At 43.7% G+C, this 13,974-nt stretch carries 16 protein-coding genes; 7 read left to right on the plus strand and 9 right to left on the minus strand.

The genetic code is table 11. The features are described from left to right. The first annotated feature begins 14 nt into the window (after positions 1 to 14). The 3 genes from VGB26_11215 (at position 15) to VGB26_11225 (ending at position 2,636) form a co-directional block, all read left to right on the plus strand. Positions 15 to 1,427 (plus strand): DASS family sodium-coupled anion symporter, encoded by a 1,413-nt coding sequence (locus VGB26_11215; protein HEX9758345.1) that lies wholly within the window; start codon positions 15 to 17, stop codon positions 1,425 to 1,427. An 81-nt stretch (positions 1,428 to 1,508) separates the two neighbouring features. Further along, positions 1,509 to 2,441, plus strand: a complete 933-nt coding sequence (locus VGB26_11220) for a universal stress protein (GenBank protein HEX9758346.1) — start codon at positions 1,509 to 1,511, stop codon at positions 2,439 to 2,441. 99 nt (positions 2,442 to 2,540) lie between these two features. Further along, positions 2,541 to 2,636 (plus strand): AURKAIP1/COX24 domain-containing protein, encoded by a 96-nt coding sequence (locus VGB26_11225; protein HEX9758347.1) that lies wholly within the window; start codon positions 2,541 to 2,543, stop codon positions 2,634 to 2,636. 56 nt (positions 2,637 to 2,692) lie between these two features. Here the strand turns inward: VGB26_11225 and VGB26_11230 are convergent, their stop codons facing one another. Genes VGB26_11230 through VGB26_11240 form a run of 3 tightly spaced genes read right to left on the minus strand, consistent with a single transcriptional unit; the run spans position 2,693 to position 4,721 of the window. Continuing rightward, positions 2,693 to 3,520, minus strand: coding sequence for a universal stress protein (locus VGB26_11230; GenBank protein ID HEX9758348.1), 828 nt, complete (start codon positions 3,518 to 3,520; stop codon positions 2,693 to 2,695). Next, a complete protein-coding gene (locus VGB26_11235; protein ID HEX9758349.1) occupies positions 3,513 to 4,538 on the minus strand; it encodes a sulfite exporter TauE/SafE family protein in 1,026 nt (341 codons plus the stop codon). Before VGB26_11235 ends, VGB26_11230 begins: the two co-directional genes overlap by 8 nt. A gap of 15 nt (positions 4,539 to 4,553) precedes the next feature. Then, the gene (locus VGB26_11240; GenBank protein HEX9758350.1) at positions 4,554 to 4,721 is read right to left on the minus strand and encodes a hypothetical protein; all 168 of its coding nucleotides are present in this window, start codon (positions 4,719 to 4,721) and stop codon (positions 4,554 to 4,556) included. A 441-nt stretch (positions 4,722 to 5,162) separates the two neighbouring features. Here VGB26_11240 and VGB26_11245 point away from each other — a divergent pair, with 441 nt between their 5' ends. From VGB26_11245 to VGB26_11255, 3 genes are all read left to right on the plus strand, one after another. Beyond that, positions 5,163 to 5,507, plus strand: a complete 345-nt coding sequence (locus tag VGB26_11245) for a TRL domain-containing protein (protein ID HEX9758351.1) — start codon at positions 5,163 to 5,165, stop codon at positions 5,505 to 5,507. A gap of 168 nt (positions 5,508 to 5,675) precedes the next feature. Further along, positions 5,676 to 6,164, plus strand: coding sequence for a DUF3015 family protein (locus tag VGB26_11250; GenBank protein HEX9758352.1), 489 nt, complete (start codon positions 5,676 to 5,678; stop codon positions 6,162 to 6,164). A gap of 117 nt (positions 6,165 to 6,281) precedes the next feature. Continuing rightward, on the plus strand, positions 6,282 to 8,222 hold the full coding sequence (locus tag VGB26_11255) for a DUF4105 domain-containing protein (protein HEX9758353.1): 1,941 nt from the start codon (positions 6,282 to 6,284) through the stop codon (positions 8,220 to 8,222). Positions 8,223 to 8,232: 10 nt separating this feature from the next. Here the strand turns inward: VGB26_11255 and VGB26_11260 are convergent, their stop codons facing one another. The 3 genes from VGB26_11260 to VGB26_11270 form a co-directional block, all read right to left on the minus strand. Then, complete coding sequence (locus VGB26_11260; GenBank protein ID HEX9758354.1) at positions 8,233 to 8,613, minus strand: hypothetical protein; 381 nt, start codon at positions 8,611 to 8,613, stop codon at positions 8,233 to 8,235. A 13-nt stretch (positions 8,614 to 8,626) separates the two neighbouring features. Further along, complete coding sequence (locus tag VGB26_11265; protein HEX9758355.1) at positions 8,627 to 8,977, minus strand: hypothetical protein; 351 nt, start codon at positions 8,975 to 8,977, stop codon at positions 8,627 to 8,629. 175 nt (positions 8,978 to 9,152) lie between these two features. After that, positions 9,153 to 9,752, minus strand: a complete 600-nt coding sequence (locus VGB26_11270) for a hypothetical protein (protein ID HEX9758356.1) — start codon at positions 9,750 to 9,752, stop codon at positions 9,153 to 9,155. 232 nt (positions 9,753 to 9,984) lie between these two features. On the opposite strand from VGB26_11270, the gene VGB26_11275 reads away from it, so the two are divergent. Further along, positions 9,985 to 10,476 carry a YajQ family cyclic di-GMP-binding protein gene (locus VGB26_11275; GenBank protein HEX9758357.1) on the plus strand — a complete coding sequence of 164 codons (492 nt, stop codon included), beginning with the start codon at positions 9,985 to 9,987 and terminating at the stop codon, positions 10,474 to 10,476. 475 nt (positions 10,477 to 10,951) lie between these two features. Here the strand turns inward: VGB26_11275 and VGB26_11280 are convergent, their stop codons facing one another. The 3 genes from VGB26_11280 to fsa form a co-directional block, all read right to left on the minus strand. Continuing rightward, positions 10,952 to 11,914, minus strand: a complete 963-nt coding sequence (locus VGB26_11280) for a formylglycine-generating enzyme family protein (GenBank protein ID HEX9758358.1) — start codon at positions 11,912 to 11,914, stop codon at positions 10,952 to 10,954. A gap of 102 nt (positions 11,915 to 12,016) precedes the next feature. Next, positions 12,017 to 12,904 (minus strand): formylglycine-generating enzyme family protein, encoded by an 888-nt coding sequence (locus VGB26_11285; GenBank protein HEX9758359.1) that lies wholly within the window; start codon positions 12,902 to 12,904, stop codon positions 12,017 to 12,019. Positions 12,905 to 13,066: 162 nt separating this feature from the next. After that, on the minus strand, positions 13,067 to 13,723 hold the full coding sequence (gene fsa / locus VGB26_11290; GenBank protein ID HEX9758360.1) for a fructose-6-phosphate aldolase: 657 nt from the start codon (positions 13,721 to 13,723) through the stop codon (positions 13,067 to 13,069). Between the last annotated feature and the right edge of the window lie 251 nt (positions 13,724 to 13,974).

Consider the following 13,974-nt stretch of genomic DNA (forward strand, 5'->3'; position numbering starts at 1 on the left):
TTGAAAGGGCTTGAATGGCCTTTTTGTTCCCGTTACTGGTAAAAAGAAAATGGTTTCTAATCTGCTTTTCCCTGGGAGCCCTGCCTCTTTTTTTTGATCCCCCTTCCGGACTTACCCCCGAGGGTTTCAAAGTTCTCAGCATCGCCGGAATTGCAATTCTCCTTTTTATTACAGAACCGATTCCCCTCCCCACCGTTGCCCTATTGATTGCTGTCCTTCAGGTTTTATTCCAGATTGGAACCCCAACGGAGGTGGCAAAATCCTTTATGAGCGATTCTGTTTTTTTTATCATGGGATCTCTCATGCTAGCCGTTGCCATTGTAAAGCAAAAACTGGATAAGCGGATTGCTTTAGCCATTCTCCGAATCACGGGTCCCAGTGTCTATCGAATCACTTTCGGGTTTGTGATCGTATCCGCATTAATTGCCTCAGTTGCGGGAGAGCACACCGTCACCGCCATGATGCTTCCCGTAGTCATTACACTCATTACATTCACCTCAACGGAACCCCAAAATATACGCAACTTATCCATCCTGCTCCTTCTCTCCATCGCATATGGTGCCATGATCGCAGGTTTTGGAACGCCTTCAGGGGGCGCCCGAAACGCAATCATGATTGCTTATTTTAGGCATCTTTTTGACATTCGGATCAGTTATCTTACATGGATTGGATACCTTTATCCCCTTCTTTTCCTGCAGGTCCCTTTTGTGACCTACCTCCTTTATAAAACGTTTAAACCAGAGGTACAAAATCTTCAGCCAGCCATCTCCCAACTGAAAGAGAAGGTAAAAGGGGAAGGGAAGCTTACGGACAAAGACCGTTGGACAATTGCAATTTTCTTATTTACAATGCTCCTTTGGATCACCGTAAGTGATCAAATCGGGCTTGGTATCACCGCCCTCATCGGTGTTTTTCTTTACCTCCTTTTTGACATTGTAAAATGGGAAGACCTCAATAATGGAATTAACTGGGGGGTCATTCTCATATATGCCAGTGCCATCTCCCTCGGTATTTCAATGAAAGATACCGGGGCCGCCAACTGGCTGGCCAATGCCCTGCTAGGGTGGTTGACCACAAACGGGGCCCAAAACGATCTCCTTATTTTGGGAATGATCGCTATCATCACAATGGCCATCGCCTCCTTTATCAGCAGCGGGGCGGCCGTAGGGATGCTCGGCCCCATAACCTTAGAATTGGCCCGACTTGGAGAAACCTCCATCATAGCAGCAGGGTTGATTACCGTCATGGCATCCTCGTTTTCTTTTATGACAGCGGTGGCCTCACCCGCATCCCAGATTGTTTTATCCAGCGGTTACATCCGGAAAAAAGATTTCCTGAAGGGGGGCTGGAAAATCACCCTGGTTTCTTTAATACTACTGCTTTTATATTCCCAAACCTATTGGAAATTGGTGAATCTCCCCCAATAGACCAAATTTCCTTTTTTTTAAGGAAGGGGAGATAAAATTTTGGAAGACCCCAAAGGTTTTAAAATGCTCAAGAGTCTCGGCATGAAAATTTTAATATGTACGGATGGGGAAGAAAATGCCGAAAAAGCGCTCATCTTTGGGGGCCAATTTGCCAAGGAGCTCCAAGCCGATGTTTCGGTCCTTTATGTAAGACCCAAGGAATCCGGTATGGATCGCATTCATCTCAGCACAGCCCGAGAAAAGCTTACCGAGTGGGATCTTGAAATTCCCGGGGTGGCCATTTTAAAAAAAGCCCAAGAAATTCTGACCGGACTGGGCCTCACACGCCTTCTTCCCTCAGGGGAAGTTGAAATGCGTCACACCTTTAGGGAAGGAATCTATGGTGCCACTGAGATTCATTTTATCGGAGAACATGGGGAAAATGTTCGTTTACGGTTAAGAGAGGGGAATTCAACAGAAGAAATTTTAGAGGAATCCGAAGTAGGTCAATACAATCTCATTATAACGGGTTCAAGGGGCCACAAAGGAATAACCCGCTATTTTGTAGGAAGCACCGCCCTTCGGATTGCGGAGCATGCCAAATGCTCCGTTTTGATTGCAAAAAATATCCGGCAAGGTGATTCCTTCCTCATGTGCACCGATGGATCCCCCTTGGCTGAAAAAGCTGAAATCTTCGGGGCCAAAATTGCCCAAGCCCTTTCAGCCAAGGTTACTGTACTCTCTATCGCCAATGAATCGGTCCCGATTGAAAAAGCAACGGAAAGAGCCCGCCGTGCAGAGATGATCCTTTCCCAAATGGGATTAAATCCACAGGTCAAGGTCATTGAAGGTTCTCCCTTTGAAGTGATTATTAATGAGGCAAAAGACCATGCCATCGTGGTCATGGGGGCCAGTGGCGCTTCCCCGGTCAGACGATTTTTTTTAGGAAGCGTTCCCCTGAAAGTGATTGAGTATGGAGAATGTCCCGTGCTCATTGTTCGGGAAAAAACACAGGAAACGGAAAACGAGGCTTAAATATTTTCTTTCAGGTATTGAAAAAGGGAAAGACTTATGTTAGGTTGACACCGCTTTTGAGGAAAGGGTTCTAGTTGAACCAGAGAAAAGGGGTAGACCTTGTCCAGAGTGGTCAAAAAGCGCAGAAAAAAGATGCGCAAACACAAACACAAAAAACTTCTTAAAAAAACCCGTCATCAGCGGAGAAAACGATAAGGTAAAGGTATTTCACGTTTGTTTCTGAAAATTTTTTAAAACAAACCACTGAAACATTATGTAAGGCCTTTTCGCGGTACAGCCACCAAAACAGACATTTTGGCGTGCTTGACAATGGTATACGAAAAGTTTCCCAAAAACAGACTGGACAGCCCCTTCCAGGCTGACGATCCGACGATTACCAAATCGTGACCTTCTTCCACCGCCTCCTCTAAAATTTCTTCTTCCGGAACGCCTTCTCTCATTTTCAATGTGGGTTGCAATCCGTATTGTTGCTCCAGACTGGAGGCGATTTTTTTGAGGTAATTCGTCTCCAGGGGATAGCGTTCAAAAATAACCCGCTGTTCTCGGACATGGATGCCGTACATGACCGGAAGTGGAACCACATACAACAGGGTTAAGGATCCTCCGAGCGCGCGGGTGATCTCCCCCGCCCTCCGAATGATTTGACGTTTCTCTTTCCCCAAACGCAAGGGAAGGAGAACTTTCGAAGCGCTCCCTTTCTGACGGACCACCAGGGTAGAGATTTGGAGGTGCTCCACCACGTGAACGGCCGTATCCCCCAAAAAGAATTCTAAAATGCCCCGGGTGCCATGGGACCCCAAAAGAACCATTTCATACCCCTGCATGGACTCACTCAAAATCTCCTTGGCCGGGTGCCCTTTGCGGACGATACTTTCAAACTCAACCTCAAGCCCATCTAAAATCTGACGGGTCCTGCCCTGAATCTTTTCCACATCAACAGGATCCCTTTTGTCTTGAACCGTTAAAACCGTTACTTGGGCCCCAACCCCTTTGGCCAATTGACCCCCCAATTGGACCGCCCACTCTCCAAAACCCGATCCTCCATTGCAAACTAAGATTTTTCGTTTTAATTCATTCATGGCTGAAATAACGTTTCTCCTCCCACATTCCCCTTGCCAATCCAAAAATAATAAGAACCGACATATAGACGGCCAGGGCCAATATCAATATTCCCGCTAGGTTTCCCAACAAAGGAATCGCCCAAGAATCTCCCACCTGTTTTAAAACAACAGAAACTCCCGCCAATAAAACTGAATAACCGAAATAAAGTCGGATTCGCATACTTTTAATATATCGGGTGGCAATACTCCCCAGTTGTGCTCCCACCGCGGCTCCGACCAACATAATCATTGCGGCAATTAAATCCACCTTTCCTTCTAAGGCATACACAAAAGCACCATATCCTGAGGAAAAAATGATCTCGAATAGATCGGTTCCAACCGCCACCGTGGTGGGAACCCCCAACACATAGACCAAGGCAGGCATCCGAATGTAACCCGCGCCTCCTCCCAAAAAACCGGCAAAAAATCCCGTGGCAAATCCGATAAAAATAATGACCCAAACCGAGATAGAAGGAATATTGGACACCCTTAGGTTGACCATGGGAGGAATTTTAATTTTTAACACCCAACGGGAAAGGGCGGTCCCTAAACTCTCCTCCTGCCCAATCCCCTTCAGGGGTTTCACAAACCGGGTAAAACGAAAATAATCATAAACCATATAGGAACCAATGCTTCCCAACACAAAGATATATATTCCCCTGACCACTGGACTGGTCAGTCCGGTTTTTTCTAGAGAAAGAATCATCTCTTTTCCGAGTTCAACACCGAAAACCGTTCCAAAAATCATTAAAAGCCCAAGCTTTATATCCACATTCCCCATTTTTTGATGGCGAAAGGTGGCGATGATAGACTTTCCCATAATATGGGCCAAATCAGTTCCGATGGCAAAGGCCATCGGGAAACCGAAAATGTTCAATGCCGGTGTCACAAACCAAGAGCCTCCCACCCCAAAAAAGCCTCCCAACACACCCACACAAAAACCGATCAGAATTAAAAGATAGGGATTAATGACCACCCCGGACATGGGAAGTTCCATAAGAGCCGTTTCTCCTCAGCGGTTGATCTTTCTTACACGAATTCCAAGCAATTTGAATACATACCCGGCCACCGTACCTAAGAAAAGACCCTCCAAGGCCATAACAACAATCACCGTCATTGCAAAGAGAAATGGAGAATGGTTTTCCCAATGATTCAAAAGAGCGATCATTTGGTTCAACATAAAACCCCCATATAAAGAGAAAATCCGAAACACCTCATTATAGGAAAAAGGGAGAAGCCATGCAAAGGGGAAATTCATTTAAGATTGTTAAAAGGCTTTTTCCTTTTTTAAACAACGATGGAAAAAACCTGTTCTTCTTTTTTTTAAAATAGCATCTAATGTTTTGCCGTAAAAATTCATTGAAAAAATCGAGGCCGTCATTCCCGCTTGAGCGGGAATCTAGAAGTCAAAAAGGTCTGGACTCCCGTTCGTTCCACCTAAAGTGGTAACAGCCGGATTGACACCGGAATTAATCAAGTTATGTGTGGGCGTTCCAATAGAAAATATAAACCCTTAACATCAAAGTCTTTTTCTTGACAGAAAATTGGGGGTTTGATATGGTCCTATCCGAAAAAAGCATTTTTCATTTAAAACCTAAAACGAGGGTTGAGGAGGAACACCATGGGAAAACGGTTTTGTCTTTTATTCGGTTCGCTAATGTTAACCTTAACTTTAACCGCTTGCGCAGGAGTAGGAGGATATACCCAACCGGCAGGCCTTTTTCCTGCAGGGTTTCTATTCACCGATTCGGTTTCAGGGTCCCAAGTTTATGAAAATGGTGTTACACCCAAGAAAGAAGGAAAAGCATGCGGTAATTATATTTTATTTGTGGGAACAGGTGATACCTCGGTCGAGGCCGCAATGAACAATGGAGGAATCAAGAAATTGGTTTTTGTGAAACAGTCTATTAAATCCGTCCTTGGCCCCCTCTTTGGTGAGGTCTGCACCATCGCCCGTGGAAACTAAAAAGGGTCTAATTTTCCGAGCGTCAAAATTTAGACCATTCTTGACATGTGATTTTTGGTATGTTAATTTCGGTTCGGATTTTTAAACCTTTGGAAAAAAAGTGAATTTCTTTAAAAAGTTTTAAATGAAACCCCAAGCGGTTAAAAAAATAACCCAGGAGGACACCAAATGAAAAAGCTGGTTTTATTGGGAGCTATGGCAGGAATTTTGTTTTCGGTACCTAGCGTTTACGCTGTCGGAAAACATCCAATGGCAGGCTGCGGTTTGGCCTATTTCCTCTTTGCCAAAGATAATAATAGCAAGGGAATTCAGATTCTTGCTGGAACCACCAACGGTTTTATGGGAACCCAAACCTTTGGGATTACCTCAGGTACTTCAGGTTGTACAGAAGATGGGGCACTTGCCTTTAATAAAGAAATAGAGGTTTATGCTTCAATTAACCTCACCAATTTATCTGAGGAAATGGCTAAAGGAGAGGGAGAATATGTTACCGCATTTGCTTACCTTTTGGGAGCCAATGATGAAACAGTTCCAGTAATGCTGAGATTTTTTCAAGAAAAATACATTTCATTTTTCCCTTCGGAAGAAACAAATTCCCTTGAAATGCTGGATGCTTTAAGGGCAGAACTTTTAGCTCATCCGGAATTCCTTGGTTAGAAAGAACCAAAAATAACCTCTTTTTTTAACCTAAAAAAACGGGCTGGGTGTCTTAAAGAAAGATGCCTAGCCTTTTTTTATGGTTAAAAAATTTTTTCTCAATCAATCTAAATTCAAATGCTAAACCTTTACCATTTTAAAATTTGGTTTTCCTTTGGAATTATTACCCTTTCCTTTATTTTATATTTTAATTTTCCGGTTTTCGGCCAAGATACAACCGATGAATACCTAAATGAACTCATCGAAAAAGCCCGGGGGGGGGAATTGTGGAACCATCGGTACTGGCATCTTCTGCTTCATTATAAAAAGGATTGGTGGGGAGGTTATAAAAGCCAAGCGGATGGATTGAATTTTTTCTTATCGGTAACCGGGAGAAAAAATCCTCAAGCGGAATTAGAAGCAACGATAACAGCTTTTTTTGAACCCTTACCAAAAAATCCTGAAGACCAACATCCCCAATGCAGGTTTCCCGCCCGATACACCTGGTTAAAAGAACAATTGAATTTTGACCCCGAAAATCTTCAGGAGCAACCCTGCCCCCGGTTAGAAACCTGGCGTTCACGTCTGGATCCCCAGTCCATTACGATCATCTTCGCTGACGCCTATCTCGATAACCCTGCCTCGATGTATGGTCACACGTTTCTCCGCCTGAATCATAAATCACATGGGCCTGAAGAAAGACTATTGGATTATACCATTAATTTTTCTGCCGATACCACCACCCGGAATGGGGTCATGTTTACAATCAAAGGTCTTTTCGGGGGATACCCAGGGCGGTTCTCCACCACACCCTACTATATTAAGGTTCAATCCTACACCAACTTGGAAAGCCGGGATTTATGGGAATACCATTTGAATCTCACATCTGACCAAATCAATCGGTTGGTTCTGCACCTTTGGGAAATGGGAACCACCTATTTCAACTATTTTTTTCTGGATGAGAACTGTTCTTATCAATTGCTTCCTTTAATTGAAATTGCAAACCCGAAATTATATCTCACAGACTCCCTTCACCCTTGGGTCATTCCCGTTGACACGATCCGTGTATTAATCCAACAACCGGGATTGGTCACCAGTGTGGAATATAGGCCCTCCCATATGAACCAAATGTTAAACAAACGTTCCCTTCTCTCTCCAAATGAAATTGAGGTAACACAGGCCCTTTCGGAGAGAATGGATGAAGAAGCTCAACAAGAATTGGCCCGATTCCCCGATTTAAGGAAAGCATTGATTCTCGACACCGCATATGACTATTACCGTTACCGGGAAGGGTTCACCCGGAATCAGGGTAAAGAAAGCAAAAAACGGGAACGAAAAATTCTTTTAGCTCGAAACCAATTGGGTCCGCAACCGTCTTATATAAAAAAAATTTCCAAAACTGAATCACCACTTAGTGGCCACCAGACCGGACGAACAGGGTTCGGCTTCGGTTTAACTCGAAATTCTACCTTTGAGGAGGTCTCCTTTCGACCAGCTCTTCATGATCTTGCCGGAAATCAAACCGGATTTATTCCCAACAGCCAACTCGAAATGTTTCACTTGGTTTTACGGTTTGATAACAAGGACCGAACTCCTTTTGTTGAAAAGTTAAATTTATTGGAAATTATATCTCTTTCACCTTGGGACCGCTGGATTAAGAAATTTTCATGGAAGGTCACCACGGGACTGGATTTAGCAAAAGAACTGGACTGCATTCCTCGAAAATGTTTGTACTACGGGTTAAATGTAGGAAAGGGGTTAAGCCTAAAAACGGAGTTTTTTCGACAAGAAATTTTATTTTTAATGGCCGAAGCAGATATGGGGGTAGGAAGAGTGTTTAGGGATTATTATCGATTGGGAGGGGGGGGAAGGGTCGGACTCCTTTTGGACATAACATCCTTTTGGCGTATCCAAATCGAGGGAGCGCTCACTCACTTCCCTTTAGGAGATATTCATACCAATTTGGATATTACCGCAACGCAGGCTTTTTCGTTCTCTAATGACCTTGAATTTCGCTTTACCATTCAAAAGGAAACTGCTTACAAAGAAGCCCTCTTTTCCTTCAATAAATATTTCTAAAAAAACTATTTTATTTTGCTATCATACCTGGAGGAGCCGGGGCCAGAACAGCAAAGGCCCAGGCCTCGCCAGCTGGAAAATTGTGAATCCTAACAACTTTATGGTCCCGAATTTCAATCTGGAGGTCCCTTCGCCCAACAGAACCATAAGAATACCAGTTTAAATAATTAAAAAAAGCTCCGTTTTTGTACCGGTACACCCAAATGGTTTTCTGGTCATCGGTATAAACCTGATCAGGCACACCAAAAGCTTGAATCACTTCTTCGGGTGAAAACCCTTCGGAGACCGCATCTACCCCTTTCACAGCAACAGGAGAACCCATATTGGTAAACGCACAGCCCCAGCAAAAGAATATTCCAAGAAACCCTAAAAGATAAGATATTTTTGGCATCTTTTTTCCTTTTTTATTCTGCAACGGCGCCTTGAGCAGATAAAATTCCAATCGAACTTCCCGAAGGAAGCCAGCGAGATGATTGGTATTTCCCATCAACAAGTTTTATTTCAAAATCTCTTGCCTTGGTCTGGCCAAACAATAAAACAAAAAACCCTTTCGTAGTTCGATAGGTCATATATTCCGAATCCCCTAAATTTACATATTTGTCTGGTGGACCTAGTTGTTCTACAATAACTTGTTTAGTCGTTCCCTCGGAAAAAGTAGGAGAAACGTCATGAATGTTTCCCCTTGAAAATCCCCCAAAAGCGCAACCCGTTATATAAACCGTCAGAACCAATACCAATGTCAGCATTCCCTTCATGATTTCCTCCAAGGTCTTTACCAAAACCAAAGTAATTTTTGTGAAATTTTCCCAATAAAATGAATGTACACTAACCAAATAAAAAATTTGTGTCAAGTGTTAATTTTAGTGCATTTATTGCTAAGAGAAAAGGAATGAATTGTTCCTAGTTGAAATTTGTTTAATATTCCTTCTCTTAAAGAAAATAAAAAACAACTCCCCCTAACCCGGAAAAACCACCCAGGTTCTCAACCTCTGTTTCTTCAAAATGGGTCAGTTGAATGTCAAAACTGGCTCTTCCTTCCGCAAAAAATGAAACATTAGAGTTCACCGGAACAAGAACTCCTACTAAACCAAATATTCCGCTACCCATCCCCACTTTATCAAAAACCTCAATACCGGGGCGCTCCCGTTCTATTTTTTCTGTATCGATGATATTGAGAGCAATTGAAAAACCTCCCCCTGCGTAGGGTGTGAATCCCTTCTGGAATAAAAGAAATTTCGCCATCGCCCGAAAAGCAACCGACTTCGACTCCACTCCCCGGACACCTAAAAATTTTGTTTTAAATTGTCTATATTCCAACTCCCCTCCCACTAAAACGTGAGATAATACCGGTAAAAACAGCCCTCCCGTCGCCACAAATCCCGAATGTCCGTCGAATGGGACAAACTTTCCTCCACCCAGGCTAAAGAAAAAATTTTCTTCTTCCATAACAGCCCAAGATAGTGACGGGCTCAAACACCCAATTAAACCTAAAAATAAAGTAAAAAAAATTCGGATTTGTAATGCTCTCAAAATAAATCCCCACTCATCCTTCAACAATATATATCATAGTATTATTAAAAAAAAACCTGTCAATAACCTTTCTTCAAAATCCTCAAAAAAAACCTTTAAAAACAAATAATTTTAAAACACCCGCCCTTTTTCCGGCCCTTCACTCCACTTGCCTTTCGAAGGAAAGTTTGCCTTGTGAACCCAACCTGTGCTAGAAGAATCGATTAACATCCAAAGAATAGAGGAGGAGACATTGGGAAGCCAAAATTCATTTGATATTGTTTCACAAATTGATCTACAAGAGGTCAAAAATGCCATCGAGCAGGCAATGAAAGAAATTCAACAGCGGTTTGATTTTAAGGGAAGTAAAAGTAAGATTTCGCTGGAAGAAAAAGAAATGGTGGTAATTTCGGATGATGAATACAAATTAAAAAGCGTTATCGACATCCTACAGTCCAAATTGGTTAAAAGAGGAATTCCCTTAAAAGCCCTGACCTATCAAAAATTTGAAGAGGCGTTGGGGGGAACCATTCGGCAAAAAATCACCCTTCAGGAAGGAATTCCTCAGGAAAAGGCCAAAGAGATCGTCAAAGAAATAAAACAATCCAAATTCAAAGTTCAGGCCCAAATCCAGGGGGACCAGCTCCGTGTTTCAGGAAAGAACAAAGATGACCTTCAGGAAATTATGAAACACCTCAAAGGAAGGGATTTTGGAATCGACATGCAGTTTACCAACTACCGTTAGTATAACATCCTACAATAAAAATCCCCGCAGCAAGACTGCGGGGTATTCAGAGGAAAAGCTAAATCCTCAAATCCCCCTTTATCCCCCTTTTCTAAAGGGGGAACCTAAGCGGTCACCCCCCGTAGCGAGCTACGGGGAATAGCAAGTTTAAGGTGTCATTCCGGCCGTTACCACGCCAGTGGGAATGAGTTGGAATCCAGTGTTTTTTGATTCCTGGGTTCCCGCTACCGCGGGAATGACGGCCTTAATTTTTCAAAGTATTTCTAAGACATAACACCAGTGTAGTGGGTCATAATTCCTAATAACTTGACTGTCATTCCGGGCTTCACCCGGATTCCGGCTCCCCGTTATAAGGATACAGGGACAAGCTTCGCGGGGAATGACGGGTTGGATTTTCGGGTAAAAGTGCAGAACGCCCCACACATGAGAAGTGTTCCTCCCGTTGTGTGGAGAGAAGGGTAAGGGTAAAGGGATTTTATTGCGTCAATTCGGACTTTGCACACCGAAACCCAAAACCTTTATTCCGAATTTTTGGGGTGAAGCGCGTTCGATTGTAGCTGGGGGCGCTTAAACCGCACCCATAAGAAAGACAGTCGTACCAAGAACCCCCGCGCAAGACTTTATTAATCTCCCCATAGTGCATATTAAAAACAGTGTTCCCTGGATAGGGTTGATACCAACTGGATGTCCATTCATAGACATTTCCAGCCATATCATAAAGTCCATAGGGACTTTTTCCAGATTCAAAGCTTCCCACCGCAAGGGTTCCCCCTTCCTTACCTTGGGACAACCACCGTTGGGGTGTATTGGCTTTTTGGATATCAAACTGGTTTCCCCAAGGGAAAACCCGGCCATCGGTTCCCCGGGCCGCTTTTTCCCATTCCGGTTCGGTGGGAAGCCTTTTCCCAGCCCAGCGGCAAAAAGCTACTGCATCATTCCAATCCACGTAAACTACGGGATGGTTTCCTTTGCCCGCAGGAAAAGTTCCGTTCAACCAATGTTTGGGAATACGATGGCCTGTCTCTTTTACAAACAGATCATACATGGCATTGGTGGTTTCATACCGATCGATCCAATATCCCTTTAAATTAATCGAGTGCAGGGGTTGCTCATCGGAATTGCCCGCACCCTCTGAACTACTACGCCCGTTATTTCCCATTAAAAACGGTCCCTCTGGAACATAAACCATTTCTTGTGAAAGCACCGGTTCCTGTGGGGAGCCTTTGGAAATAAAATCCTTTTCCTGATCGGTTAAGAGCGTTTCTCGGCTGGGAACATGGAAAGGTCCTTGGCCTCTTGATTGGTCGATCTCTCCCTTTTGATTGTCTGAAGTTTCAACCAAAGGGTTTTCATCATGGCATCCCTGACATTCGGGTTGTTTTTTAGGAAGTAAACCCTGTTTTTTGCTCTGATGGCAAAGAAGGCATGAGGATTCCATCGGTATAGAAACCGCATCAGTGGAAAAAACCCGTGCTGTTAAAACAAATGAAAACAGCAGGAAAAATAAAAAAAATCCATTGTAAATCATATTACCGAAAATTTATGAGGATTTTGCACATCGGAATCCAAAACCCCGATTTTTGGTTTCGGGTTTAAAATAACCCCGGTTAAAAGTAAAGGCACTAATTCCACAACGATAAAAAGAACAGTCAACCCATGATCCCCCGCGCAAAACCCTGTACCCACCATTATAATAATGAGCCTTTGGTCTAGGGTTTCCAGGATAGGCCACGGCCCAGCTGTTGGTCCATTCCCAGACATTTCCCCCCATATCATAAAGCCCAAAGGGACTTTTGCCTTCAGGAAAATGACCCACGGGAGTGGTATCACCAATTTTCGATTGGGGGGTATTCGCTTTTTGCGGGTCGAATGTATTCCCCCAAGGAAATAAACGACCATCCACTCCCCTCGCCGCCTTTTCCCATTCTTCCTCAAAAGGGAGCCTTTTATTCACCCATTGGCAATAATCGTGGGCATCATACCAAGTTACAAAATTGACCGGATGCTCATCTTTTCCAGAAGGATATCTCCCTTGAACCCAATCATCCGGAAAGGGTCTTTTTGTTTCTTCAGCGAAAACCTTATACTCCCGATGGGTCACCTCATATTGATCCATATAGAATCCCGGGAGCGTCACGGTATGGGCTGGCGCCTCGTCCGGATGTCTTTTATCGTAACCCATCGTAAAAGCCCCCCCAGGAATAAAAACCATCCCTTCCACCGGCTCAGAAACAGGTATTGCCACACCTGGAAATTCAAGGGGAATGGGAGGCGGGTTTTTCATTTCAAATGCCAAAGATCCCGTATGGCAGGAAGAACAATCTTTTTCAATGGGAATTTTTTCAGGATGGGTTTCGGCGTGGCAGGATAAACATCCTCCAGAAGAAAAAGTCCGATCCAAAAAGGACTGGTTCTTTTTCCCAGACACAGTACTCCCTCCATAGACAAGGAGAGATAAAAGAAAAAACAACACACCCAAAAAACGTTTTTTACAAAAAAATGGAATCATCATAGGAAGGGGAGCCAAACCCTTATCTGGCCATCATGGATTAGGAAGGAAATCAAATCGTACGGTTTTGGAGGGTTGGGGTCAGTTTTTCTTCGGCTGGGACCCCTTTTCCCAATCGGAAAGAAATTTCTTGAGACCAATGTCTGTCAAAGGATGTTTGATAAGCTGGTGGATGACATTTAAAGGCATAGTGGCCACATGAGCCCCCGCCAAAGCCGCATCCACCACATGAACCGGATTACGGATACTTGCAGTCAAAACCTCCGTCTGAAATCCATAATTTTCATAAATGGTAACGATTTGGCGAATTAAATCCATTCCTTCCTGACTGATATCATCCAGCCTTCCGATAAAAGGACTGACATAGGTTGCCCCCACTTTGGCCACCACCAAGGCTTGATTCGGTGAAAAAACCAGGGTCATGTTCACCTTGATCCCTTCTGAAACCAATTGCTTGGCGGCTTTAACCCCTTCCGAAATGGTTGGGAGTTTCACCACAATATTTTTGTGTATTTTGGCAAGCTCTCTCCCATCCTTCACCATGGCTTTGGCTTCAACACTGACCACTTCTGCGCTTACGGGACCATCTACAATGGAGCATATCTCTTTTAATAGGGATTCAAATTCTCGACCTTCCTTAGACACCAATGTGGGATTGGTGGTCACCCCATCCAGGATTCCCATTTCCTGGGCTTCCTGGATCTCCTTTACGTTGCCGGTGTCGATAAAAAATTTCATTCCCTGCTCCTTATCTTGAAGAATTTCGTTAATCAAATCAAAAAACAGGCTGATTTAATTCTGGGGAAAACCAGTGATCGTATCTTATCCAAACCCCCTAAAAGTGTCAAGAAATATAGGCCAACCTCCGGTTCCGTTTACCATCGAAAACAAAATAGGTTTCCTTTCGGTGAGTTTTTGACAAGGATGACCCGCTATGTTAGTTTTATTAGGACCCCACCTTGGAAGAGTTGACTATAGTTACGAATGCG

It is taken from the genome of Nitrospiria bacterium (assembly GCA_036397255.1).
Lineage (GTDB): Bacteria > Nitrospirota > Nitrospiria > DASWJH01 > DASWJH01 > DASWJH01.